Origin of the sequence: Lawsonibacter faecis, assembly GCF_014287675.1 — a bacterium.
Classification (GTDB): Bacteria; Bacillota; Clostridia; order Oscillospirales; family Oscillospiraceae; genus Pseudoflavonifractor; species Pseudoflavonifractor faecis.
The window spans coordinates 1-25375 of the sequence record NZ_JACOPQ010000012.1 but is presented as its reverse complement, the minus strand read 5'-3'; the positions used below and the strand labels follow the sequence as shown (position 1 = coordinate 25375).

At 58.3% G+C, this 25375-nt stretch carries 27 protein-coding genes; 4 read left to right on the top strand and 23 right to left on the bottom strand.

Annotation, left to right across the window (positions count from 1 at the left end):
• Positions 1-75 precede the first annotated feature (75 nt).
• Both H8S62_RS13805 and H8S62_RS13800 read left to right on the top strand, forming a co-directional pair.
• Positions 76-1260 carry a MalY/PatB family protein gene (locus H8S62_RS13805; protein ID WP_155148462.1) on the top strand — a complete coding sequence of 395 codons (1185 nt, stop codon included), beginning with the start codon at positions 76-78 and terminating at the stop codon, positions 1258-1260.
• 9 nt (positions 1261-1269) lie between these two features.
• Positions 1270-1959 carry a YczE/YyaS/YitT family protein gene (locus tag H8S62_RS13800; protein ID WP_186919876.1) on the top strand — a complete coding sequence of 230 codons (690 nt, stop codon included), beginning with the start codon at positions 1270-1272 and terminating at the stop codon, positions 1957-1959.
• 160 nt (positions 1960-2119) lie between these two features.
• On the opposite strand, the gene H8S62_RS13795 is transcribed toward H8S62_RS13800, so the two are convergent.
• The 10 genes from H8S62_RS13795 to H8S62_RS13750 form a co-directional block, all read right to left on the bottom strand.
• A complete protein-coding gene (locus H8S62_RS13795; protein WP_173023848.1) occupies positions 2120-2842 on the bottom strand; it encodes an ATP-binding cassette domain-containing protein in 723 nt (240 codons plus the stop codon).
• Positions 2829-3530 carry an amino acid ABC transporter permease gene (locus H8S62_RS13790; protein WP_256286248.1) on the bottom strand — a complete coding sequence of 234 codons (702 nt, stop codon included), beginning with the start codon at positions 3528-3530 and terminating at the stop codon, positions 2829-2831. Before H8S62_RS13790 ends, H8S62_RS13795 begins: the two co-directional genes overlap by 14 nt.
• 80 nt (positions 3531-3610) lie before the next feature.
• Positions 3611-4492: a transporter substrate-binding domain-containing protein gene (locus tag H8S62_RS13785; RefSeq protein ID WP_243141817.1), complete on the bottom strand. Its 882-nt coding sequence runs from the start codon at positions 4490-4492 to the stop codon at positions 3611-3613.
• A 236-nt stretch (positions 4493-4728) separates the two neighbouring features.
• The gene (locus tag H8S62_RS13780; RefSeq protein ID WP_155148468.1) at positions 4729-6630 is read right to left on the bottom strand and encodes a peptide ABC transporter substrate-binding protein; all 1902 of its coding nucleotides are present in this window, start codon (positions 6628-6630) and stop codon (positions 4729-4731) included.
• 662 nt (positions 6631-7292) lie between these two features.
• Positions 7293-8300: an ABC transporter ATP-binding protein gene (locus tag H8S62_RS13775; RefSeq protein ID WP_155148470.1), complete on the bottom strand. Its 1008-nt coding sequence runs from the start codon at positions 8298-8300 to the stop codon at positions 7293-7295.
• Positions 8293-9357: an ABC transporter ATP-binding protein gene (locus H8S62_RS13770; protein WP_186919874.1), complete on the bottom strand. Its 1065-nt coding sequence runs from the start codon at positions 9355-9357 to the stop codon at positions 8293-8295. Before H8S62_RS13770 ends, H8S62_RS13775 begins: the two co-directional genes overlap by 8 nt.
• A gap of 16 nt (positions 9358-9373) precedes the next feature.
• Entirely contained in the window at positions 9374-10726 is a 1353-nt protein-coding gene (locus H8S62_RS13765) for an ABC transporter permease subunit (protein WP_173023849.1), read from the bottom strand.
• Positions 10727-10729: 3 nt separating this feature from the next.
• On the bottom strand, positions 10730-11677 hold the full coding sequence (locus H8S62_RS13760; protein ID WP_155148474.1) for an ABC transporter permease: 948 nt from the start codon (positions 11675-11677) through the stop codon (positions 10730-10732).
• A gap of 440 nt (positions 11678-12117) precedes the next feature.
• A complete protein-coding gene (locus H8S62_RS13755) occupies positions 12118-12987 on the bottom strand; it encodes a GNAT family N-acetyltransferase (protein WP_186919872.1) in 870 nt (289 codons plus the stop codon).
• A 98-nt stretch (positions 12988-13085) separates the two neighbouring features.
• Positions 13086-14003, bottom strand: coding sequence for a DUF2156 domain-containing protein (locus H8S62_RS13750; protein WP_186919870.1), 918 nt, complete (start codon positions 14001-14003; stop codon positions 13086-13088).
• Positions 14004-14160: 157 nt separating this feature from the next.
• Between H8S62_RS13750 and H8S62_RS13745 the strand changes: the two genes are divergently transcribed.
• Positions 14161-14949 (top strand): prepilin-type N-terminal cleavage/methylation domain-containing protein, encoded by a 789-nt coding sequence (locus H8S62_RS13745; protein WP_186919868.1) that lies wholly within the window; start codon positions 14161-14163, stop codon positions 14947-14949.
• Positions 14950-15053: 104 nt separating this feature from the next.
• On the opposite strand, the gene H8S62_RS13740 is transcribed toward H8S62_RS13745, so the two are convergent.
• The 4 genes from H8S62_RS13740 to H8S62_RS13725 all read right to left on the bottom strand — a co-directional run bounded on the left by H8S62_RS13740 (position 15054) and on the right by H8S62_RS13725 (position 17459).
• Positions 15054-15350: an MGMT family protein gene (locus tag H8S62_RS13740; protein ID WP_155148480.1), complete on the bottom strand. Its 297-nt coding sequence runs from the start codon at positions 15348-15350 to the stop codon at positions 15054-15056.
• Between the two features lie 140 nt (positions 15351-15490).
• Positions 15491-15700, bottom strand: a complete 210-nt coding sequence (locus H8S62_RS13735; protein WP_155148482.1) for a PspC domain-containing protein — start codon at positions 15698-15700, stop codon at positions 15491-15493.
• A 398-nt stretch (positions 15701-16098) separates the two neighbouring features.
• Positions 16099-16941, bottom strand: a complete 843-nt coding sequence (locus H8S62_RS13730) for a DegV family protein (protein ID WP_186919866.1) — start codon at positions 16939-16941, stop codon at positions 16099-16101.
• Positions 16942-16997: 56 nt separating this feature from the next.
• Entirely contained in the window at positions 16998-17459 is a 462-nt protein-coding gene (locus H8S62_RS13725) for a MarR family winged helix-turn-helix transcriptional regulator (protein WP_186919864.1), read from the bottom strand.
• A 184-nt stretch (positions 17460-17643) separates the two neighbouring features.
• On the opposite strand from H8S62_RS13725, the gene spoIIP reads away from it, so the two are divergent.
• On the top strand, positions 17644-18864 hold the full coding sequence (gene spoIIP, locus H8S62_RS13720; RefSeq protein ID WP_186919862.1) for a stage II sporulation protein P: 1221 nt from the start codon (positions 17644-17646) through the stop codon (positions 18862-18864).
• An 81-nt stretch (positions 18865-18945) separates the two neighbouring features.
• On the opposite strand, the gene H8S62_RS13715 is transcribed toward spoIIP, so the two are convergent.
• From H8S62_RS13715 to H8S62_RS13675, 9 genes are all read right to left on the bottom strand, one after another.
• Positions 18946-19476, bottom strand: a complete 531-nt coding sequence (locus H8S62_RS13715; RefSeq protein ID WP_155148490.1) for a hypothetical protein — start codon at positions 19474-19476, stop codon at positions 18946-18948.
• Between the two features lie 134 nt (positions 19477-19610).
• On the bottom strand, positions 19611-20660 hold the full coding sequence (locus H8S62_RS13710) for a hypothetical protein (RefSeq protein ID WP_186919860.1): 1050 nt from the start codon (positions 20658-20660) through the stop codon (positions 19611-19613).
• A gap of 224 nt (positions 20661-20884) precedes the next feature.
• The gene (locus H8S62_RS13705; protein WP_186919858.1) at positions 20885-21427 is read right to left on the bottom strand and encodes a hypothetical protein; all 543 of its coding nucleotides are present in this window, start codon (positions 21425-21427) and stop codon (positions 20885-20887) included.
• A 60-nt stretch (positions 21428-21487) separates the two neighbouring features.
• Positions 21488-22060 carry a hypothetical protein gene (locus H8S62_RS13700; protein ID WP_186919856.1) on the bottom strand — a complete coding sequence of 191 codons (573 nt, stop codon included), beginning with the start codon at positions 22058-22060 and terminating at the stop codon, positions 21488-21490.
• Between the two features lie 495 nt (positions 22061-22555).
• Positions 22556-22921 carry a hypothetical protein gene (locus H8S62_RS13695; protein WP_186919854.1) on the bottom strand — a complete coding sequence of 122 codons (366 nt, stop codon included), beginning with the start codon at positions 22919-22921 and terminating at the stop codon, positions 22556-22558.
• Positions 22922-23146: 225 nt separating this feature from the next.
• Complete coding sequence (locus H8S62_RS13690) at positions 23147-23539, bottom strand: hypothetical protein (RefSeq protein ID WP_155148500.1); 393 nt, start codon at positions 23537-23539, stop codon at positions 23147-23149.
• A 185-nt stretch (positions 23540-23724) separates the two neighbouring features.
• Positions 23725-24300, bottom strand: a complete 576-nt coding sequence (locus H8S62_RS13685; RefSeq protein ID WP_186919853.1) for a DUF4367 domain-containing protein — start codon at positions 24298-24300, stop codon at positions 23725-23727.
• Positions 24301-24421: 121 nt separating this feature from the next.
• The gene (locus H8S62_RS13680; protein WP_186919851.1) at positions 24422-24976 is read right to left on the bottom strand and encodes an RNA polymerase sigma factor; all 555 of its coding nucleotides are present in this window, start codon (positions 24974-24976) and stop codon (positions 24422-24424) included.
• A gap of 120 nt (positions 24977-25096) precedes the next feature.
• Positions 25097-25375: cysteine hydrolase family protein (locus H8S62_RS13675; RefSeq protein WP_186918755.1), on the bottom strand; the 279-nt coding region annotated here is incomplete at its 5' end.

Genomic DNA, 25375 nt, shown 5'->3' with positions numbered 1-25375 from the left:
GGGGATAGTAAGTAATTTTATAGCCGCTGAGCTTCCCCCATTCTTTCCCGACTTTAAACACAGAGGTGCAAAACCATGTACGACTTTACAACCTTCAAGCCCCGCAGGGGCATCGGCGCGGAGAAATGGTCCACATTTGAGCGGCAGGCTGTGGATAACCCCGACCTGGCCCCCTATTCCATCGCGGATATGGAGTTTCCCGCGGCTCCGGAGATCACCGCCGCGCTGAAGGAGGCCGCCGACTTCGGCATATACGGCTATACTGTGGCGGACAGCTCCTACAGAGACGCGGTGTGCGCCTGGATGGACCGCCGCCACGGCTGGGCGGTGGAGCCGACCTGGATATTCCAGACCTACGGCGTGGTCCCGGCCATGAACCTTGCCCTTCACGCCCTCACAGCGCCCGGTGACGCGGTGATCATCCAGCCCCCCGTCTACCCGCCCTTCCGGGCCGTTGTGACCTCTACGGGCCGCCGGGTGCTGGAGAATCCGCTCCGGGTGAAAGACGGCCGCTACGAGATGGATTTGGAGGGGCTTGAGGCGTTGGCCCGCCGGAGCGAGGCCAAGGTGTTCTTCCTCTGCTCCCCCCACAATCCGGTGGGCCGGGTGTGGACCCGGCGGGAGCTCCAGGCGGCGGCCGATATCTGTGCCGCCAACGGCGTCACCGTCTTCTCCGACGAGATCCACGCCGACTTTGTCCACCCCGGCAGCGTACATATCCCTTTCGCGGCCCTGGACGGCCCCGCCGCCCGGGAGTGCATCGTGGGAACCTCCGCCAGCAAGAGCTTCAATCTGGCCGGACTGGTGACCGCCAACATCATCGTATCCGACCCGGACCTCCGCGCCAGGCTAACGGGCAAGGTGGTGGGCTATACAGGGGAGTACACCAACTACTTCGGCCTGGCGGCTACCCGGGCCGCCTATGAGCAGGGGGAGCCCTGGCTGGAGGCGCTTCTGGAGGTCATCCGGGGCAATTATGATTACTGTAAAAATTTTATGGCCGAAAAATTCCCCTCCGTAACCGTCTATCCCCTGGAGGGCACCTATCTCCTATGGGCGGACTTCAACAGTCTGGGGCTGGAACCGGCGGAGCTGGAGCGCTTCATGGTGGAGCACCAGCTCTACCTGGACGAGGGGTATCTCTTCGGCACGGGCGGCGCGGGCTTCGAGCGCATCAACCTGGCCTGCCCCCGGCAGTGCCTTACTGCGGCTATGGAGCGGCTGGACGCCGCGGCAGCGGAATTTGGATTTAAGAGGTGAGCTGAGGAGATGAAGCGGGAACAGCTCTACAGGCTCGGCTTCTACCTGGGGGGCATCGTAACCCTGGCGGTGGGCAACGTCCTCAGCACCAAGGCGCTGCTGGGCGTCTCCCCCATTATCTCCCCGGCCTACGCTATTTCGTCCATCTGGAAGATCGACTTCGGACTCGCCACCTTCGGGGTATACCTGGTTTTCCTGGCCGTGGAGCTGCTCCTGCTGGGCAGGCGGCGGACCTGGACGGTGCTCCTGCAGATTCCCTTCTCTCTGGTGTTCAGCCTTCTGCTCAACGTCTTTATCGCCGGGTATGACGCCCTCGCCGCTCCGCTGGGGCTGGACGCCCCCACCCTGTGGCAGAAAATCCTTCTGCTGACAGGCTCTGTGGTCCTCACCGGGGTAGGCGCGGCCATGATTGTGAATATGCAGCTGGTCCCCAGCCCCCCCGACGGCATGGCAAAGGCGGCGGGGGAGGCCCTCCGCCGGGGCCTCGGCTTTGGGAAAAATGTGGTGGACCTGTGTTGTGTGGTGGCCTCCACAGCCCTTGGCCTGATTGCCGCCCGGACGGTTGTGGGCATCGGGCCGGGCACCCTGGTGGCCATGGTGGCAATCGGGCGGTGCATCGCCCTGTTCAATCATTTCTGCCGGGAGAGGATGCAGCGCGCCGCCGGGCTTCTGAGCGCTGAGGCGGCTGTGCAGGAATGAGACGGTCCAAAGAGTCCCCGAGTCAATGGAAATCGGGGCGCGGCAGGGCCTTACCCCAGGGCTGATGGTTCTGTCCCTCTGGTATCGTTTACCGCCGGCCCTTTGTGATCGAAAGAGTCCCCCGGCTCCCAAATTGGGAGCCGGGGGACTCTTTTCACATCTACAACACTTTGGAGAGAAAATCAATGGTGCGCTGTTCCCTGGGATTGGCGAAGAATTCCTGGGGGGTGTTCTGCTCCAGAATCTTGCCGCCGTCCATAAAGAGGACACGGGTGCCCACCTCGCGGGCAAATCCCATCTCGTGGGTGACCACCACCATGGTCATGCCCTCGTGGGCCAGTTCCTTCATGACCTCCAGCACCTCGCCCACCATCTCGGGATCCAGGGCGGAGGTGGGCTCGTCAAAAAGCATCAGCTTGGGCTTCATGGCCAGGGCGCGGACGATGGCAATGCGCTGCTTCTGGCCGCCGGAGAGTTGGGCGGGGTAGCTCTCCGCCCTATCCTTGAGACCCACCCGGTCCAGGAGGGCCATGGCGGTCTTGTCGGCCTCCTCCTGGCTCATCAGCTTGGTCTGTACGGGGGCCAGGGTGATGTTCCTGCGGATGGTCATGTTGGGAAAGAGGTTAAAGTGCTGGAAGACCATGCCCATCTGCCGCCGGACGGCGTTGATATCGGTCTTTCTGTCGTTGACGACGGTGCCCTCAAAAATGATTTTGCCCTTGGTGGGGTTCTCCAGCAGATTGAGGCAGCGCAGAAAGGTGGACTTGCCGGACCCGGACGGGCCGATAATAACCACCTTTTCTCCCTGATCGATGTGCTCGGTGATGTCGTCCAGGACTAGGTGGCTGCCGAAGGCTTTGCTCAGGTGTTCAACGTCGATCACTTGCCTGCAGCCTCCTTTCCATATGTGCGAAAATCAAGGCGAGGGTCTTGGTGATGATGAAGTATGCGACCGCAATGATCAGGAGCGGCGCCGTCGCATCATAGGTCAGGCTCTGAACGGAGGAGTAGACCTTGGTCAGATCCACCAGGGCAATATAGCCCACTACGGCAGTCTCCTTTACCAGAACAATGAATTCGCTGGTATAAGTGGGAAGGCAGTTTTTAATTGCCTGTGGAAAAATGATATGCCACATGGTCTGGGCGCGACTGAGGCCCAGTGATCGCCCTGCCTCCATCTGTCCCGAGTCCACCGCGTTGATTCCTGAGCGGTATATTTCCGCCATATACGCCGAGGAGTTCACTCCAAATGCAATGATGGCGACCACCATTTTGTTGTCGGTGACGTTCAGCAGGACCACGTTATACATAATAAGAAGCTGCACCACCACGGGGATACCCCGTATGATGTCTATGTACGCCTGGGCGGGCCAGCGGAGAACCTGGTGCTTGGAAAGGCGCATCAGACAGAGCACCATACCGAAGACGGTACTGATGCAGATCGCTCCCAGAGTAATGGCCAGGGTATTTCCCAGGCCGCCCAGATAGAGCTTCCAGCGATCCTCAAAGAGAAACGCCTGGTAGAGTTTTGTGCCGAAATCGGCAAGACCGTTGAACAGTGGAACCGCCACCTTTCTCTTTGTAAAGCGCGCGGAAGCCTGCGCCGCTTCAGCGGCGCAGGCTGACTGCGTGAATCGCTTCCAGGAAACGCTTACTTCTGCACAATGATGGACTGGACGGCGTCGTAGTAGCCGTCGGTAAAGTTGGCGTTCTGCTCACGCTCATCGTTCCGGGTCAGACCGGCGGCAATGAAATCGATCCGGCCGGACTGGAGGGCGGGGATGAGTGCGTCGAAGTCCATATTCTCCACAGTGACCTCATAGCCCATCTCAGCGCAGAGGTACTTGACGAAGTCCACGTCAAAACCGGTGGGCTCCCCCGCGCTGGTCAGGTACTCGAAGGGCTCAAACTCGCAGTTGGTGCCCATCACCAAGGTGCCCTTGGAGTTCTCAACCGGCTTGAGCTCGGGGAGGGTTGCATCCTCCTCCTTGGAGATGTATACGCTCACCAGGGCATCAAAGGTGCCGTTGTCCTTCAGGGTCTTCATAGCGGTGTTAAACTCAGCGGCCAGATCGGCGCCGGCATCGTTCTTCTGAGTGGCGATAGCGTAGGTCTCGCTCTCCTCGCTGGCGGGGAAATCAAGAAGCATCAGCTTGTCGGGATTGGCGGCCACCAGTGCCTTGGCGGGGTTGGTGTCGATAACCACACAGTCCACACGGCCATTCATCAGCTCAATGGCGCAGGCGGTGGCAGCCTTAAAGGCAGAGACGGTGGCACCATCGATGGCTGCAGCTACGTCATTGCCGGTGGTACCCTCCTGAACGGCTATTTTAGCGCCCTTCAGGTCGTCTACGGAGGTCCAGGCGGCGGGGCCGGTGGCGGCGGGCTCGGCGCCCTGGCTGGCGCTGGGGGAGACGGACGGGGCGCCCGCGTCGCCGCCGGAGGGCGTCTCACTGTTGGCACAGCCGGTCATCAGGGTAACGCTCAGGCCCAGGGCGAGGCCAAGCGCAAGGACTTTTTTCCAGGTTTTCATATTCATTCTCTCCTCAATATCGGTTTGGGATTTGTGATTGTCTGAATTATACACTCCATTCACGCATATTGCAAGTCTTTTTTGAATTTTTGTGGTAATATTCCAAAAACATCTGCATGAATATTCATTCTAGTGCATTTTGACAACACCCCGGCCGGGCGGAGAACGCCGGACGGAAAAAGGGCGCGGGAGGCATTGCCTCCCGCGCCCTTCAGCAGTGCGGAGTCTAGTCCGGCTCAGCCCTTCTGAGCGTAGCCAAAGATGAAGTAGCCCAGAGGCGTATAGAACACGCCGCTGATGCTGGGATCCATCATATACTTCTGGGTGTAGAAGTAGATGGGACCCAGCGCCCAGTCTTCACCGATGATCATATCCTCGGCCTCGTGCATGGCCTTCATACGCTCGGCGGGATCGGCGGTCGCCTTGGCGCGGTCGATAGCGGCGTCGTACTCAGCACGGCTGTACTGGGCGTCGTTGTTGCCGCCGTCGGTGTACCACATATCCAGGAAAGAGATGGGGTCGTTGTAGTCGGCGATCCAGCCGTTACGGGCGATGGAGTACTCGCCGCGCTTACGGGTCTCCAGGAAGGCGTTCCACTCCTGGTTCTGGAGATCGACGGTGACGCCCAGAGCGGTCTGCCACATCTGCTGCAGCGCCTCGCCGACGGCCTTATGAGCGTCGGAGGTGTTGTACAGATAGGTGACGACGGGGAAGCCCTCGCCATTGGGATAGCCGGCGTCGGCCAGGAGCTGACGGGCCTCCTCGCAGTTCTTCTCGTAGATCTCGTCGGTCAGGGGAGCCTCCCAGTAGTCGCCGCCGGTGGTGCGGAAGTCATCGCCGTTGGCGCCGGCAGCGTCATAGACGCCGGCGGGCACGAAGCCGGTGGCGGGGACCTGGCCGGTCTGGGTAACCTGCTCCACGATATACTTGGAGTCGATGGCCAGGGTAAAGGCCTTGCGGACTCTGGGATCGTCGAAGGGGGCCTTCTGGACCTGGTAGCAGACATAGTAGGTGCCGATATAGTCCACGATCTTCAGCTCGTCAGAGGCGAGGAGGGCGGGGATTTCGTCGACGGGCATATCCTCGATGAACTGCAGATCGCCGGAGCGGTAGTTGGCCAGCATGGCGTTCTGGTCCTCCATCAGCTGGAAGGTGATGACATCGGGACCCAGGTTGGCAGCGTCGTAGTAGTACTCGTTGGGCACGGCCTTGATATAGGAGTCGTGCACCCACTCGCTCATCTTCCACGCGCCGTTGGAGACGTAGGTGTTGATGTCGCGGGTCCAGTTGTCGGGGTCGGCGGTGACAATGTCCTCACGGACGGGATAGGTGGCAGGGAAAGCACAAATCTCCATGAAGTAGGGGCAGTCGTAGGTCAGCTCCACCACGAAGGTCTTGTCGTCGGGAGCGGAGACGCCCAGGGTGGAGGGATCGGCATAGTCCATGTCGGCCTTCACGCCCTCGGGAAGCTCACCCACAGGATTGCCGTCGGCGTCCAGCTCAACGGCTACCACGTTGCCGTCGGCATCCACATACTGCTGCTTGCCGTTGGCGTCCAGCACGGGAGTACCGCCGTTGATGGCGGCATAGCCCTTGACCATGTCGATCATATAGCAGTAGTCGGCGGCGGTGGCGGGAGTGGCGAGGCGCTGCCAGGTGTAGACGAAGTCGCCGGCGGTGACGGGCTTGCCGTCGGACCACATGGCGTCGTCACGGATCTTGAAGGTGTAGGTGACGGTGCCGTCGCCGTTGTCAGTCTTCTCGGGCTCGCCGGCGGCCTGGCCGGGAACCAGAGCGGCATAGTTCATGCCGGTGGTATCGGGCACAGCGTTGCCGCTGTCGCCCCACTTCATGAGGCCCTCAAAGAAATGGTTGAGCATGATGGCGCCGTCAACCGCGGAGTTGAGGGCGGGGTCGATGCTCTGGGGCTCGGAGGCCAGGCAGACGGCCATATTGAACTCGTCGCCGGCGGGGGTGGGCTCCACGCTGGGCTCGGCGCTGTCGACGGGCTCACTTGCGGTGGGTTCCACGCTGGGGGGAGTGCTCTCGCCGGTGGGCTTGGTGGCGCAGCCGGCCAGCAGGCCGACGCACATAACGCCGGCGAGAAGCAGAGACAACAGCTTCTTCCAATTCTTCATTGCTTTACTTACCTCCCAAATCATTTTGTATCGTTACGCTCTCGTGGCGTGATACACAAACGGATAATTACCCTTGTTCCCCTAGGGGAACATAAAAAATGCGCATGCGCATTTTTCGACAGACACCGACGGACTACACTTGTCCGTCGCAGAAGCAACACTGTGTGCGGTCATTATACCACGGCGCTTTTATAATGTAAAGCAAATTGTTTCCAAAGTATTACACAATTTACGCGCTGTGACTTTTTAAGCCTATGTAGGACCGCCCCCAGGGCGGCCCGGAAACGGTGTGCAGCGGGGGAGAATCGGTCAGGGAAAACAGCGCTCCGACGGCGGCACATTGCCCTTGTTCCAGGGACACACCCCGCCCGCCTGCGGGACCCCAGTTCTTTTTATCTGCCTGGGCGGACTGAATCCGCCCGGCATCAAGGTTTCGGCCCGGCGGGGGACGGTCCGAAACGCTTGGGAAAGAGCACTCCCCCGCCTCAGTCCAACAGGTGGCAGGCGGCCCAGTGGCCGGGGGCGCGCTTCCCCGCAAAGCTCAGGCTTTGCGGAGACCCCAATTTTTTAAATCTGCCTGGGCGGAATGAACCCGCCCGGCATCAAGGTTTCGGTCCGGCGGGGGACGGTCCGAAACACTTGGGAAAGAGCACACCCCCGCCTCAGTCCAACAGGTGGCAGGCAGCCCAGTGGCCGGGGGCGTGCTCTTTGAACTCGGGCACGGCCTCCTTGCACTTGTCGGTGGCATAGGGACAGCGGGTATGGAACCGGCAGCCCGTGGGGGGATTCATGGGGGAGGGGATATCTCCCTCCAGCACAATACGCTGGCGTGCCTTGGAGACCTCCGGGTCGGGTACGGGCACGGCGGAGAGGAGGGTCTTAGTGTAGGGGTGGAGGGGGTTCTTGTTCAGCTCATAGCTCTCGCCCAGCTCCACCAGGGAGCCCAGGTACATCACGCCAATACGGTCGGAGATGTGGCGCACGACGGACAGGTCGTGGGCGATGAAGAGATAGGTGAGCCCCAGCTCCTCCTGCATATCCTCCAGCATATTCACCACCTGGGACTGGATGGACACGTCCAGGGCGGAGATTGGCTCGTCGCAGACGATAAACTCAGGCTTTACCGCCAGTGCGCGGGCTATGCCCACGCGCTGCTGCTGGCCGCCGGAGAACTCGTGGGGGTAACGGTTGGCGTGCTCGGTGTTCAGGCCCACCCGCGCCAGCAGATCCTTGATGATCTCGGTGCGTTCGGCCTTGCTCTTGGCAAGCTTGTGGATGTCGATGGCCTCGCCGATAATCTCGCCCACGGTCATGCGGGGGTCCAGGGAGGCGGAGGGATCCTGGAAGATGATTTGCATCTTCCGGCGGTAGGGGAGCATATTGACGGCCGTCTTTTTGCCGGTGGGCACGCCCTTCTCGTCCAGCATCCCGCGCTCGTAGATCACCTCGTTGCCGTAGGTAATACGGCCGGAGGTGGGCTCGTGCAGGCGGAGGATGGTGCGGCCCAGGGTGGTCTTGCCGCAGCCGGACTCGCCCACCAGGCCCAGGGTCTCGCCCCGGCGGATGAAGAGGGATACGTCCTCAACCGCCTGGACACCGGGGCCCCTGGTCCCCTTGACCTTAAAGTATTTCTTCAGGTTTTCTACCCGAAGGAGGATATCGTCAGTCATTTGTGCCCGCCTCCTTCTTCGCGTTTACCTGCTCCTGCACCCGCAGCCAGCAGGCGGAGCGGTGCCCGTCGCCCAGCTCCACGTAGGGAGGCATCTTCTGCAGGCAGACCTTCATGGCGTGCTCGCACCGGGGTGCAAAGGGACAGCCCTCGGGGGGATTGAGCATGTCCACGGGGGTGCCCTCAATGGGGATCAGCCGCTCGTAGCTGTCGGCGTCCACCCGGGGCATGGAGCGCAGCAGTCCGACGGTATAGGGGTGGCCCGGGGTATAGAAAATGTCGTTGACAGGGCCCTGCTCCACAATTTTGCCCGCGTACATGACGCTGACCTTATCGCAGATTTCGGCCACAACGCCCAGGTTGTGGGTGATGAAGACGATGCCCATGTGGGTCTTCTTCTGCAGCTCCTTCATCAGCTCCAGGATCTGGGCCTGAATGGTCACGTCCAGGGCAGTGGTGGGCTCGTCCGCAATCAGCAGCTTGGGGTGGCAGATGAGGCCCATGGCGATCATGACGCGCTGGCGCATGCCGCCGGAGAACTCGTGGGGGTACTGCCGCATACGTCTGGCCACGTTGTTGATGCCGACCAGCTCCATCATCTCCATGGCGCGCTTCTTGGCATCCTCGGCGGAGATGGACTTATCGTGGGCGCGGAGGGCCTCCACAAGCTGATTTCCCACGGTGTAGACGGGGTTGAGGCAGGTCATGGGGTTCTGAAAGATCATCGCAACCTCCCTGCCGCGGAAGTCGGTCATCTCCTCCTTGCTCTTGGCCAGCACGTCCTGACCCTCAAAGGAGATGGAGCCGCCGATGACCTTGCCGGGGGACTGGAGCAGGCCGATGATGGAGTAGGCCTCCACGCTCTTGCCGGAGCCGGACTCGCCCACGATGCCCATGACCTCGCCGTAGTTCAGGTCGTAGGAGATGCCGCCCACGGCCTTGACCTCGCCGGCGGGGGTGAAGAAGGAGACGCGCAGATCCTTGACCTCCAGGAGCTTGCCGTCCTTGGGGGCCTCGACCACCAGGTCGTCGCGCAGGGTATTGGTATTCTGTTCCATAATATCTCCTCCTCCCTTATTTCTTCAGGCGCGGATCCAGCGCGTCCCGCAGGCCGTCGCCGAACAGGTTGAAGGAGAGGATCATCACGCTCAGGATAATGGCGGGGAACAGCAGGCGGTAGGGGTAGCTGTAGAGGCCCTGCAGCGCCTCGGAGGCCATGGAGCCCAGGCTGGTCATGGGGGCGTTGACGCCCACGCCCAGGAAGGAGAGGAAGGACTCCAGGAAGATGGCCGAGGGGATCTGCAGGCAGGTGGTGACCACGATCTGGCCGATGCAGTTGGGCAGCAGGTGACGGCGGATAATGCGGCCGCTGGACGCGCCCAGGGCGCGGGCGGCGGTGACGTACTCCTGCTGCTTAATCTGGAGGACCTGGCCGCGGATAATGCGGCTCATACCCACCCAGTAGAGAATGCCGAAGGCGATAAACATACTGATGAGGTTGGCGCCCAGCACGGTGGTGAGGCCGGACAGCAGCCCCCCCGAACTGGAGTATTCCTGAATCACCGGGCTGAGCATGGCCGCCAGGAGCAGAATGACCAGCACCTCGGGAATGGAGTAAATCACTTCCACGATGCGCTGCATCACGGTATCCACCATGCCGCCGGCATAGCCGGAGATGGACCCGTAGAGCGCGCCGATGACCAGCACCAGCAGAGCGGCGCAGACGCCCACGATCATGGAGACGCGGGTACCGATCATGACGCGGACCATGATGTCGCGGCCAAACTTGTCGGTGCCGAACAGGTGGGGGAAGACCTTCTCGCCATTGGCGATCCGCTGCAGCTCGTTATTGGAGTAGCCGCCCAGCTTGGCCTTGACGCCCAGCTCGGCCCTGACGTCCTCTTCCTTGGTGGAGAGGCCCTCGCTGCCCTCGGTGGCGGCCTTCTCCGCAGCCGCCTTGGCGTTGGCGCGGATCTTGGCCTGCTGCACGGCGCTGAGGGTCTCGCCCTTGGCCTCGGCCTCGGCGATGGCCTGGGCCACCGCCTCCTCCGGGTCCAGGGCGGCGGAGCCGGTGCGCTCCTCAATAACGGCGTTCACCCGTGCCTGGTCCTCCAGGGTATAGTGCCAGGGGTGCAGGTTCTCCGCGCCCTTGTTGAACTCCTCATATCCATAGGGCACCAGCACGGGGCCCAGGAAGCCGAACAGGACGATGACAATCAGCACGCACATGGCCACCATGGCCACGGTGTTCTTGCGCAGGCGCCGCCAGGCGTCGCGCCAGTAGGACACGCTCTTGCGCTGCTGGATGAAGTCCTCCTTCTCCTCCTTGGTGGCGGGGGTGAAGTCCAGGTTGTTCCACTCCAGGATGTCGTCGATTTTGGGCTGCAGTGAGCCGATGGGGCTGTGCTTCACTTTTTTATCCGCCACGGCTCAGTTCCCTCCCTTGGCCAGATTGATGCGGGGGTCGACCACCTTGTAGAGGAGATCCACCATCAGGTTCATGAACACGATAAAGGTGGCCAGGAAGATAACCGTGCCCATAATCAGAGGATAGTCCAATGCCTGAACGCTCTGGACAAAGAATTTACCAAGGCCCGGAATGCCGAACACCTTCTCCACCACGAAGCCGCCGCACAGAGTAAAGGCGGTCAGGGGGCCCAGGTAGGTGATAACCGGAATCAGGGCGTTGCGCAGGGCGTGCTTGAAGATAATCTTGCCGGTCTTCAGACCCTTGGCCCGGGCGGTCTTCACATACTCCTGGTTGATGGCGTCCAGCATGGACGACCGGGTCAGCCGGGCAATATAGCACATGGGGTACAGCCCCAGGCAGAAGCAGGGCAGAATATAGCCCCGTATGCCGTTTGCCGGCGAGAAGGTGCCCGGAAAGAAATTGAGTGATTCTATTCCTCCGCAGAACACCACCAACAGCACCGAGGCCACCACAAAGCCCGGCAGCGATACGCCCAGGGTGCAGACCACCCGCAGGATGCTGTCGATGAGCTTGCCGCGCTTATAGGCCGCCAGGCAGCCCAGCGGCACGCCCACCACCACGGCCCAGGCCACGGCCATAATACCAAGCTGTGCGGAGAGGGGGAATTTCTCCACAATGATATCCATGACAGGGCGGTTCTTCTGTGTCTTGATGGACACGCCGAAGTCGCCGTGGATCAGGTTGTTCATATACTTGGCAAACTGCTCGGGGAGCGGCTTGTCCAGGCCGTACTTCTCGTTCAGGGCGTCAATGACGGACTGGGGGGGCGTCTTCTCTGCCAGCCAGGGGTTGCCCGGCGCGGCGTTCATCAGAAAAAAGGTGATGCACGCCACGATGAACACCGTTAAAACCGCCATGAGGACGCGCTTTATGGTGTACTTTACCATCTCTTCACTTCCTAATCATTCAAATGCTCTGTATATCCCAGGGGGGCGGGTACGGCCCGTCCAACCCCATAAAACGGTTCGTTTATTTTATCGCAAAACAGTCACCCAGTCAAGGGTTAACGGCCACGGAATTGATGGAAGCGCCGTCATTTCTTGCATGTGTCCGCATCACAAGTACATATTTGCGCCATGCTGTCCTCAAAAAGCTTCGGCAACGGAAAACAACTGTCCACGTCATGCGTTGTTTCCATCTTTATTCGCCCGCGGCCCAGGGAATTCCGAAACAATATACATAAATTTTGAAACAATATTTGCTTTATCCCTTTTCTGCGCTACTTTGATAAAATGCATTTTGCGTCTTTGAAATATGCAAATTCAAAAGCGGCGGGACATCTGACATATGTCCCGCCGCTTGTTGCCCGGCTCGTATTTCCCCGAAGTCAGTCGAATGCCAGGCCCAGATATCCGTCCCCGGCCCCCCGCCATTTGAGGCCGAAAACGGCGTTGAGCCACTTGAGCATCCCGAAGCTCCGCGTCTCACCCAGCTCAGAGGCGCTGTAGGGTCCACGCGCCTGGTACGTCCCGGCGGGGAGCCGCTCCTTCACCAGGGCCAGACCCCGGCCCAGGAGTCCGGGCGGTAGAAGCAGCTCCTTGAGAATCAGGCGGCTGCCGTCGTACTCCGCCGCAGCGCAGCCCTCTCTGCCGTCCACCCGGAGCCGGTACAGTCCCGCGCCGCTCAGCCGGGACACCCCTGCCTGGAAGGCGAGCAGGCCGCCGCCGTACCTGACATGAAAGACGCCCTCCAGCAGCCGCTCCCGCAGGGCGTCATACGCCGCCGCATCCGCCGCCTCGATGGCGTCCCCCGGGGCGGGCGCTCCGATTTCACCGGCCGGCAGGTCCGTCCACGAGGCGGTAAAGCACTCGGCGAAGTCCACCGAGGCAAAAAATTTGTGGAGGCTCTTCTCCGCAGGAACCACGGTGACGCAGTCCACGCCCCGCTCCCGCAGATAGAAGTCCACATAGCGCAGGAGCATCCGCCCGTAACCCCGGCCCCGGGCCGCCGGGTCGGTGGCCAGCGCGTAGACATAGGCGGAGCTGGCCGTATCGCCGTCGGGCAGCGCCAGCTCCACTGCCGGCAGGGCCAGCATACTATAGACCACGCCGTCCTCCAGAAGGACCAGAACGTCCTCCGGGCCGGCGGCCGTTTGATAGAAGAGGTCGATATACCCGTCGCTGTCGCCGAAGGCCAGCTTCCACAGCTCCCGCTGCCGGCTCAGCTCCTCCGGCTTGGAGGGGCGCATTTCAATCATGGTCCTCACCGGGCCTTCCGTCTGAATGTTTGAGGCGCACCCGCTCTAATGCACCTATTATAAGGTAGGGGCGGCGTCCGGTTCCCTGTCGCGGGGCCTCAGTCCTCTCTCCATACGGCGCTGTGCTTCTCCACCATCAGGTCGGGATAGTAGGACTCCTTGGCCTTTCTCAGGCCCTCCACGCCCATATCATCCTCCCGGTTGAGGTACTTAATCCCCGGATGGCGCGCCCGGACCCACCTCGCAAATTCCCGGTTGATGAGGGCGTAGGCGCCCTGGAGCTCGCCGTAGGCCTTCTCAAAGTGGACGTCGAAGGTGTCGGAGGAGAGGACGTCCCCCATGGTGAAGGCCACCACCTCGCCGTACACCCGGATGAGACCGCCCTCCAGGCCCAGCTCGTGGTAGTGCGCCATGGCCAGGCGCAGTGCGCGGCCCTCGTCCCCCAGGTCCCGCTCCTCGGCGGCCCCTTCCCGGATCATGCTGCGGCGGTACCACTCCTTGTCCATCTCCAGGCACTCGGGCAGGCTCTCCGGCGTGATCTCCTCATAGACCCAGGATGGGTTATTATCCAAAAAGCGGCTGATGTGGTTGCGCTTGTTGTGCAGCTTTTTACCCGGCAGGTCGGCCAGCCGGTCGATCTCGTAAAGGTAGTCGTACCCGTCCCGGTCTGCCTCGTAAATAAATTTCCCGGGAAACAGGCGGTCCAGCTCCTCCATCTGGCGGGGGGTGAGACAGACCAGCCGCAGAGGCTGTCCCCGGCGGTCCGCCTCCTCCTTCAGGGCCAGGATGATCGGCCGCACATCCCCGCTGCCCGCGGGGTAGAGGTAGCTGCAGCCCAGCCCGCCGCACAGGTGGGCCAGCAGGAAGCTGTCTATCCGGGCCAGCTCGTGGCGGTAGGCATCCTTCCAGACGAAGAGATTGGTAAAATTATACTCGCAGCCGCGGTAGTCCGCCCGCCGGAGCAGGTCGTCCACCCAGGGTTTGTCGCTCAGTTCCGGCGCTATGAAATCTATCATGTGTATGAACGCTCCCTAATATTTGGTGATTTATGCAGTGGTATCTTATCATGTTCCCTACTAAAACGCAAGGAATTTACTCGCCAAGCCTTGCTTTACACCCCGGAAACTTCGTAGTATAATATGGATACATTTTGGCGGGAATGGGGCGAAAACCGTGAAGAATTGTAGAGAGCGCCGGGGCTTCACCCTGGCCGAGCTTCTGGTGGTCATCGCCATCATCGGAGTTCTGGCCGCCATCGCCATTCCCGTCTTCTCCGCCGCTACCCGCCGTGCGGAGGAGGCCGCCTGTCTCAGCAACCGCACGTCCCTGGCCCACCAGCTTATCTATGAGCAGATGGGCAGCGACGCCGTGCTCACCCGCAACGAGCTGCAGGAAATTGCCGATGAATCAGGTATCAAATGCCCCTCAGGCGAAGTCTATAAGATTACTGCCAGCGGGGAGGGCAATCTGCAGATTACCGTCAACTGCCGCCTCCACTCACAGACAATTCCCCAGCAAGTTACTGACGCCTACCAGGACTTACTGAATAAGAACCCCAAAGAGACCAACGACGACCTCCGGAAAACATTCTACGAGCAGAACGGCAACGCCTGGCCTATTCTCCGCGTCGACGGAACAGACTACTACATTCAGCCTTATTATAATACAGGTGATACGAACAGGCGCCCTCTGATCTATGCCACTTTGGCGGTTCCCGAGTGTGAGCTTAAAGGGAAATGGCAATGGGCGGCCCGATTTATTTACGAGCCGGATGAGCAGCGTTGGTATCAATGCATGAACTGGGCCGGCACAGGGCAGGACTCCTGGGCTGTTGGTGGAAGCACAGTTGAGCAGATTCTGGAACGTGTCCATGGCAATAATCCCAACACTGGCAGGCCGTACTTTACACCATATACCGGATCTTATGAGGAACTTCCAGCCACCCCGTCAGAGGGCAATTGAGCTTTCCCGCCTAGTATAACCATACGATACACAAAAACCCGCCCGGGCGATGCCGGGCGGGTTTTTCATATGCTGTTTCAAACGGGCAGGCCCTCTTCCGTCCATCAGGTCCCGTCCCACCGACTGACGGAAAAATCCACCCGCCCGTCCTCGGTAAATGCCACGCCCTCCGCCTCCAGCATGGCGCGCTGGACGCCGGGCCCGAAGGCGCAGGTGGTGGAGCCGTCCGCGCGAAGCACCCGGTGGCAGGGGAGCTCCGGGTCCCTGCAGGCCCGCAGGGCGTATCCCACCGCCCGGGACGCCCGGGGGCTGCCCGTCATCAGGGCCAGCTGCCCGTAGCTGGCCGCCTTGCCCCGGGGGATGCGGGCCACCAGGTCGTATACCTTATGATAATAGCTCATCCCATCACGCCCCTCTTTTAAAACCAATATGAGTATAACACAAAACCGGTGAGAAAAAACGATTGGACCTGCAAAATGCAGGTCCAATCGTTTTTTAGAAGGGGAATGAAGCGCGGTATTCACACTATATCAACGGATTTTTAGTATCCGGGATAGGCGTCGCTCTTTTTCGGCACTACAAAGGCGCAGACCAGATAGAGCCAGAAGCCGATTCCGCCGGCAAAGAAGAGGGCCGCCCAGATGATGCGGACGATGCTGGGATCAATATTGAAATACTCGGCGACGCCGCCGCAGACGCCGGCCAGGATTTTACCCTGCTCCACACGATACAGTCTTTTCGGTTCGTTCATGAAGAACGCCTCCTTGTTTTTCTTTGTGACTATATCTTAGCACGCAGCCCATAAAAAAATCCTTCCGGGAGTCTTAAAATTACATGAAAGGCAGATAAGAATTTCCTGGACCCGGCATGCCGCGTCTCTTTTCAGACTCAAAAAATAAGCGCATGGCTTTGGGTGGCCCGGCCTGCATAGATAAACAAGTCCGGAGGAAACGCATATTCGTTCCTCCGGACTTCCGTTTACTTTTTTATCAAATATACGTTTCCCGCTGCGCTGACGGAAACCTCTTTTTTATCTGTCCGGGGCAAGTAAATTGCCCCGGCATCAAGGTTTCGGCGCGCTTACACGCGCCGAAACGCTTGGCGCGTATGCGCGCGGCGTCGTGGGCACATGGGGCTCCGCGCCTGTTCTTACCGCTTTACAAAGTAGACAATTCCTGTCGCGCCGGGCCCCACATGAGTGCCCACGACGCTGCCGATATCCATGCCCAGAACGGCGGCCCCGGCGACCCTGTCGGCAAAATAGGCCTGGCACTCCGCCATCGCCTCGGGGGAGTTGGAGTGGCCGAAGGAGACAGGGAGGGAGAGATCGGGCTGCTCGCTCTCCATGCGCCGCTCAATCCACTGGAAGGCGGCCTTCCGGCCCCGGGCCTTTCCGATGGACTCCACCAGTCCGTTCTCAATGGTGATGATGGGGGAGATGCCCAGCAGTCCGCCCACCACGGCGGTGGCCGCCCGGATGCGCCCGCCCATCTTCAAGTATTTGAGGGTATCCACCACGGCCAGCAGCCGCGTCCGTCCGGAGAGCTCCTCAATTCGGGCGGCGATCTCCCGGGCGGAGAGTCCCTGGTCCCGCAGGAGGACGGCGGTCTCCACCAGCAGCCCCAGGGCAAAGGTTACGGTGTGGGAGTCCACGATAAAGATATGCGCCTCGCCGTCCACCATGTCCCTGGCGATGGCCGCGCTCTGGCAGGTGCCCGACATGGCCCCGGAGATGAAGATGCCGACCACCTCGTCCCCCTGGTCGAGGTACTTGCGGAAGAGGGCGGCGAACTCCTCGGGGTTCACCTGGGCGGTGGTGGGCAGGGTCTCCACCCGGGCCAGGCGCTCGTAAAACTCCCGGTTGGTGATGTCCACGCCGTCCCGGAAAGTCTCCTCCCCGAAGTGGACGGAGAGAGGCAGGGACTCGATGTTCAGCTCCTCCCGGCGCTCCCTGGACAGGTCGCTGGTGCTGTCAGTCACGATACGGATCATAAAGTACGGTCTCCTTATTCTACCTTATTATAATGGCTGTGGACCCGCCGGGGCCCCTACATGGTCTCCTTGTGCTTGGCCCGGAAGAAGGCGGACACACTGCCCAGGGCCCGGACGAAGATCACGGTCTCCTCCTCGGTGAGGGTCTCCAGGATATCCGCCACCATCTCCTCGTGGAATCTGGCATGGCGCGCGTCGGCCTCCCTGGCCCTGGCGGTGGGGAGGATGCGCACCACCCGTTTGTCCCGCTCGTCCCGCCGGCGCTCCAGGTAGCCCTTCCTCTCCAGCAGGGAGACGGCGGTGGTGAGGGTGCCCGCCGTGACCCGCTGGGCGGCGGCGATGGCGGTGGCCCGGTTGTCCCGGCCCTCGTCCGCCGCGCGGCAGACCTCCTCGATGAGGTGCAGCTCCCGCAGGGACAGGTCCTTGTACGCCTTGGCCAGGGCGTTTTCCTCCGTTTTCAGGATCTCGTTGAAGACCTCCACCAGGAAGCGGTTGAGCGCCTCTCCATGCTGATCCATGGCTGTCCCTCCGTTCTTTTGAGTGTCAAAGCATAGCTATTATATCGAAGAATCCTAAAATGTCAAGCATATTTTGAATTTCAAAATAAATTCCGGGCAGGACAGGCTCATACTCTGCCGCCCGGCCGCATATGTTTCTCTATGATAACACCCACAACTCACGACAGATAAGGACGGGAGAGCAATGAAAAAACGCAGCGACAAAATTCAGTGGGGCCGGGTTTTCCGCCGCAGCGCGGCCCTCTTCATGGCGACGGTGGCGGTGTGGGCCCTGCTGACTCTGGGGGGCGCGGGCGCGGCCACCGACGCGTTCCACGCCCTGGGGGAGGACCCCGACTTCATCTCCTCCCTCCTCCGCACGGAGCTGGGGGACGTGGCCCGGCCCATGGGCCCCCTTTCGGTGATGGACGGCTGGAGCCGCCTGGCTCTGGGCCAGTCCGCCCTGCTGCGCAGCAACGAAAAGGCCGTGGCCGCCCGGCTGGAGGGCGGGGGCGGCCAGGCCGAAATTCCGCCCGCGGGCAGCGACCCGGCCGGGGAGGACCCCCTGTCCTCCCAGAGCGCCCACGAGGACCCGGACGACCCCCAGAACCTCCCCCAGGTGACCACCGCCCCCGACGACATCGTGGCCCGGACCCTAATCCCCACCTCGGCCGACGGGTACGCCTATGCCGACGGCGTGTACATCTTCAACCGCACCAAGCTCCCCGTGGACGCGGCGGCCCTGGCCTCCGCGCCGGTGAACATCACCCTGGGAGACGCCCAGGAGCCCCAGGTCCTCATCATGCACACCCACGCCACCGAGGCCTACACCCCCGACGGCACCGACGTCTACGAGCAGACCGACAACAGCCGCACCCTGGACACCGACTGCAACATGGTCCGCATCGGCAACGAGATGAAGGCGGTCTTTGAGGAGATGGGCCTCTCGGTGGTCCACGACGAGACCACCTACGACTACCCCCACTACAACGGCTCCTACACCCGCTCCAAGGAGGGGATTGAGAAGTACCTGGAGCAGTACCCCTCCATCAAAATCGTCCTGGACGTCCACCGGGACGCCCTGATTGGGGAGGACGGCACGGTCTACAAGGCCCTGACCACCATCGACGGCAAGCCCACCTCCCAGGTCATGCTGGTGCTGGGAAGCCCCGAGGGGGGCGACCACCCCAACTGGTACGAGAACCTGACCCTGGCCATGAAGCTCCAGAAGAGCATGAACACCCTCTACCCCACCCTGGCCCGGCCCATCACCATCCGCAGCTCGGTCTACAACCAGGACCTCACCACCGGCTCCCTGCTGGTGGAGGTGGGCTGCCACGGCAATACCCTCCAGGAGGCCATTAACGGCGGCAGGCTCTTCGCCCGCGCCGCAGGCCAGGTGCTGCTGGGGCTGGAGGGGCAATAGGCGTCCCCGGTGGAGGCAACATGAAAAGGGGCGGCGGTCCAGACCGCCGTCCCTTCTCTGCCGCGCACCCGCCGCGGAGTCTTAATCCGGCCGCGCCAGGGCCCGCAGGGACATCACATACGCCGTCAGCTCTTCCGGGTTTTTGATGTGGTCGTGCCTGTCGTTGAACCCGTAAACGCCCGGATACTGTGAAAAGCCGCCCTCATTCAGGGCCAGATAAATGCTAAGGCGGGTAGCTCCGTCGGATACGTTGAGATAGACGTACTCGCCGCTGAAAAACCCGCTGCCCTTCTCTCCCACCTGACGGGTGTAAACCAGCTCGTTGCACAGGCGCGTCAGCTCCCGTACCTGCTCACCGCTCATCTCCGTAACCCTCGTTTCTCCGAAGTCCACGGTCGCCCAGGGCGGAAACTCCCCCGCCCCCTCCGTGTCCAGCGGCATATGGAAGGGGATGAAGTACCACACAGTGACGGCGGCGCAAACCAGCGCCAGCCCCCCGGCAAACCAGCGCTTTTTCGTGCTGTTGACGAGATAATAGAGCAGTCCTATGCCGCCCGCAATCATAATCAGCAAAATGTAGTTCTGGTAGAAGAACAGCTCATTATAATCCATGCCGCCACCTCCCGATTGAAATGTTGATTGGCTCCCTCTGTCCGGTTATCGATTTGGCGCGGGATAATGTTACAGTAAAACGGGTACTGCCGCAAGAAGAGGGCCGGCGGCCCTCTCCTTGCGGCAGTACCGAATTAAGCCGGTTGAATTTGATGATTCTTCTCCGCGTCCAAAACAAACCACGCGTTGCCGCTTCGCCTGAGGCCTTCACTGTCCGTCCAGGCATAGTGGAAAAGGATCTGTTCGCTGTCATCCGACCATTTGAGCGGGAAAAATACCGCCCGGGGCACGTCGGCCAGCGTATAGTCGAACTCCCAGTGGGACATATAAAAGGGAATGCGCAGGTCTTTTCGATTGTTCGGGAAAGGCACCTCGACCTGGAAACGCTCCAGCGGGAAATAAAACGTCGTCATGTCCAGCGATTCCACCGTAATCACCAGACGCTGGCCGTCAGGAGACCATATCGGGTCCCGGGCCGTCCCCGCGGACAGCCCGCCGAAGCCGGTGGAGACAACCTCCAGCAGCGTTATACCATCCTCATTTTCTTCCCACAGGTAGCACCAGGAGCTTCCGATATTGGGCTGATAGGTCCCCTCCCGGTTGCCGCCGGGCTGGTAGAGCGTGATAAACCGATTGCTGCTCGGTTGACGGGACCACTCCCCGCCCAGTACGATGGAGCTTTCAAACGTCTTAATTTCCTCCTCGGTAAAGGCGTCGCGGTACACCCAGAAGTCGAAGATCAGGCCGTTTCCCACCACAACAAACACGTGGTCAATGGCGGTCCCCCGCCCATCCGTCGTATCAAAGCCAAACGCGTTCAGGCCGCGCTCCATCGTGCGAAGGTCCCCGTCCATCGTCTCGCCCGCCGGGGCCAGGGCGGCAAGGTCTTCATACTCCGCCGTTACCCAGTTGATCTCATCCATCCCGGGCGTCAGCCCCTTTTCCAGCCGGTTCATACCGCCGACAGTGCGCTCGTCCACAAAGAAATAGCCGGAGCCGTCGTTTTGGATATAATCCCTGCTCAGCGGAAGCCGGAGGCTGTAGTGCGGGCAGGAGACAAGCCCGTCCCGCTCCCACGACGCGCCTTTCTCAGCCCCGGCATGAAGGGCTATGGCGGCTGCGATTCCCACAATTGCCGCAAAACAAGCCAGCATGATAAAAATATTGCGCTTTTTTGCCATCATGTTTGTCCCCTCCCGTCACTGTGTATCCGCAAAAGACTGAAGCGCCTTTACTTTACTATTGTTTATAACTGCTGATTTGTTACAAGCGGTAATATAGAGTTCATTCTTTTACGAAATTAATTTTCTCTGTCCGGCTATTCCTTTGGCAGGGAGTAATGCTACACCAGGGATTGCCCCTTGCGTACAAAACAGATGCGGCGGCCACATGGCCGCCGCATCTGTTTTCAGGAGGGGGAAAAAACCGTCCCCTTGTCTTTTTGTTCTTCTACTAAATCGTATAAGTAGTTTAAGACTGCTTCTGGATTTAATACACGGTCTACTTTGTCGGTAACTGCGTATAATAAGAAATTTCCATTAAATCCGTCTTTTTCCATGGAAAACAACACTGATAAGTGATTTCCTACCCCATTAATCACCACCTGCGCCATTTTTTCTCCGACATAGGTAAAGTTTTGTTGCCCAACTTGGCGCTGGAATTTCAATTCGTTACAAAGCTCCACCAATTCTTGTTTTTGCTCGGTGGTAAGGTCAACTCTGATTCCCTGAACGTAAACGGACACACCACCCAATTTCTCCGCTGATTCCATCGGCATTTGCACACTGAAGGGGAGGAAATAAACCACAATCACTACAGCGCAAGCCGATGCAATACCCCCTGAGACCCATCGGTATTTATTACCTTTGTGTAAGAGAAAATAAAGGAACGACACGCCTCCCCCAAATATGAAAAGGAAAATAAAGTTTTGATACATTAAATGCCTGACCATAGATTCTCCCTCTTACCGGGTGTATCGGTTATCATCTTCTTGCACCAAAACCAAAGATGTTTAATCAATTTTTTCTCCAAGACAAAGATTAACACTACCGGCTCCATCAATAAAATTCAACATATCTATGATTTCTTCGGCAGTAAGTGTCATACTAAGGAATTCTTTAATTGCAGAAATATTTTTATTAGAAAAATCTTTTAATTTAATGTCAATCTTATTCGTAATATCGTTAGCGTCTAATAAGGATATCCCATATTCTCTCATATGGGGCACTAATGTATCTACAATTTTTTCCAATGTAGAAAGGGGGTATTTTACTTGTACAAATTTAATGTTTTGCAAATCCGCTTTTAAACCAAATACATCCCGAGGAACACTACCTACAATATTTACCACTAAGTTTCCATCAGCATCACGATAATATCCCCCAAAATTTTTGTCAGGAAGGGTATTACCGATAAACAACACATCAGATGCAGTTTTTACGCCATAATACTCTTTAATAGATTCTCCTGCATAAATGGTTTCAGACTTAGCCTGTTGGTCTTCTTGAAATGCAGTGGCAGATACTGTAACTGTCATGCCTACACATAATATAACGGCAATTATAGCAGTTATAGTTTTTTTCATCCTCGTACCACCTTTCAAATTTATGACAAGACACAAGGCAAGGGCAAGACAAGGGGGACGGTTCTTTTGTCTTATTTGCATTCAAAACCGTCTCCCGGCCTCTCTGGTCGGTAAGGTCTCACGAGCTCCCAAAATGCCCTTCATTTCATTATCGTTTTTGACCGCCGATTTGTTACAAACAGCAGAAGAAAGTTCATTCTTGTACGCAATTAATTTCCTCTGTCCGGCTATTCCTTTGGCAGGGAGTAATGCTACACCAGGGATTACCCCTTGCGTACATAACAGATGCGGCGGCCATATGGCCGCCGCATCTGTTTTCAGGAGGACAAAAGAATCGTCTCCTTGTCATCTTCCTTTGTCTTATTTGATTTGTTTGTCTTTACATAATGCTTCCCACGCTATTGCAATAAAAGCGAACTGGGGTACTAAAATTTTTCACAGTTGTGCTATTAGCTACTTTCCGAAGACGCAATACAGCGGAACAGTCTTTAACTTTTACTTTCTTATTGTCATAGAAATAAGTGTGGGCCCAGATATATAGCCATCACACCACTTACAATAAGTGTAAGACCAGACTTGGTCATAAATATGACCATCAAATTCCATCTCATCAAGGTGCTTCACATCATAAGTAGATGACCCATGAATATGTCCTTGCGTATCACAGGTATTTGCGCGGGGAGTTACTGCTTCTCCAGTTGAAAGAAGCCGCTTGTGGCTTAGCGCAGTAGATAGTTCCTCCTGCTCAAGATAAATTGCAAACTCGCTTTCTTGAGCCGGAATTCGCGTAGCCGTAGCCATGATACCAGTCATCCCAATTACCAAGCAGATAGAAGCAAATAATGTAATTCCCTTTTTCATGCAAGAAACTCCTATACATGAATTGTGCACACAGGGTCAGTTTTGTGCAATAATTTTGACAAACCGTCTACTCGCTTCTTTATACTCATGATAATACTGTGTAAAACTAAACGGCCTTTACTCTACTATCACATATAAACATTGTGCTATAGATTAAGTAAATGACGTTTTTGCACTTAGCCCATTGGAATCACCTTTGCCCTTTTCTAGTGAGCTTTAAGCGCATCAGCATTTTGCAAATGTCTCGGCTGTCATACCTTCGCTATTGCCCTTGGAGTCATAGACCCTTGCACTTATATAAAGGCGGTAATTACCACTTGAACAATTTGCTACGCTCTGGTCCAACTCAAACTCAGCACCATGGACTTCCTCGTACCAGGTCTCTACATTCGTGTAACCGCCGCTTGCTTTCTCCTTTTGCAGATAAACCGTCACTCTCATCATGCTCGTGCCGACCTTACCAGTCATGGTTACATTACAGAGGGCGGTAGAGCCGGAAAAGACGAGCCACATATTGCAGTCATCAATTTGATCCCACCGGGCTGCGGCGGATGCGGACACGCTGAGGGAAAACACAAGTGCGAGGGCCAGGGTCAGGGATACGATTCTCTTTTTCATTGGAAATCTGTCCTCTCTATCTGTATTTGACACAATTATTTTTTGTGCCTCTGTTCATGTAACGTACCAGCACCCAAAATTAAGTCAGGATTTTAAAAATTTTTTATTTATATACAGTCAATGGGTTGGCGCTTTATCCCAATATTTAAGGAGCACCCTGCAATTTTTTTGCAGGGTGCTCCTTTTTATGATTCAATCTCTCGAATGCCTTCCGCAATCCGAATTAACTCACTGGTGTCAATACCGGACATCAATTTAAATGTTATATTATTATCTTTATCCACCCATAGCAAATTGTTCCTATCATCCTGTACATTTGCCCGGAATAAATAAGCCTTGTTTCCATTTATGCTTAGCTCTGCATAGTCTTTACGTTCGTTGTCAAAGCCGACCAAACCGCCCGACACCGCAGGACCATAGGTTAAAAATATTTTCGTCCCCTCGTCGTTAATATAGGTCACCTTTGTCATAATGCTCATGGGACGTTCACTTTCCAGCCGGAACCCCTCGGGCAGATACCCCGTCTTCCACTCACCCGTTTCCGTTCCGGCGTTGGGGTTTGCGGTAAATATAAACCAGGTATGGGTCTCCAGCCACTGTGTCAGCACCTCCTGCACCCAGGCGCGGGCGCTGGGACTGGCGGCCATGAGGGCGCCGAAGGCCAGGGAAGCCGTCAGCAGGACGCAGGCGGCGGCGCGCAGCAGCTTCCGCCATGCGCTGCGGGTGGTGCGTTTGTAATAGGCAAAGGGCTGGTTGAGCATTTTCAGCCTTCGGCGGCAGTACCGGGGCGAAAGCTCGGGCGGCGGCCCCGCTTCGGCCTCCTCCAGAACATCGGCCCAGTCCTCCCGGACGGCCTCGATCAGAGCGCGGCGGAGCAGCTCGTCACAGGACCCTTCCTTTATCGTTATATCCCATCGCCTCCAATCGCTCCCGCAGCATGATGCGGCCCCGCTGGAACCTGGTCCGGGCGGTGTTTTCCGCAATGTCCAGCTCCCGGCCTATCTCGTCGAAGCTCCACTCCAGCACCAGCCGCAGCTCCAGGACCCGCCGGTACTTCTCCGGCATGCCGCGGATCTCCCCCACCAGGGCCCGGAACTCCGACTCCGGGTGGACGTTGTCGGGCACGGGCATATCCCAGTCCTCCGCCATTTCCGTGGTGCGTCCCTCCTTGCGGAGGATATCCAGCGCTGTGTTCTTCGTTATAGTAACGATCCAGGGATCAAATTCGTCACAGGATTTTCGGAAAAGTTTTTTCGCATCGTCAAAATGCTTGATAACCTTAATCATGGTGTCGTGCACGGCGTCCTCCGCCTTTGGGGCCGAGGATGTAAGGTGCATCGCCACCGCATAGATTTTTCGCTCGTATTGCTCGTAGATCTCCGTAAATATCGCCTTGTCGCCGTCATCCTCCAGCATGGACAGGTATAGTGCCAGCATCCGTCCCGCCCCCTTCCATCACAACAGTATAACGGAAAAAACGGACAAGTAAAGCGTCAATAGATGTAAAAACCGGCCTTTCTCGTGTGAGAAAGGCCGGTTTTTGTATAATCTTACAGATTATAGTTTTGCAATGATCTGATCGCTCTCGGTGACGGTGCCGAAGTGGGTCTCAATGTCCCAGAGGGTGGACTCCTGCTCCCGGGGCCCGGTGGCGCGCACGCAGTCCCTGGGCACGATGACCTGATAGCCCAGGAAGAACGCGTCGTGGCAGGTGGAACGCACGCAGATATTGGTCACCACGCCGGTCACCACCACGCTCCTGCGCCCCAGCTCCCGCAGCACCAGGTCCAGGTCGGTCTGGTAGAACCCGCTGAACCGCCGCTTGGGAATCTGGTA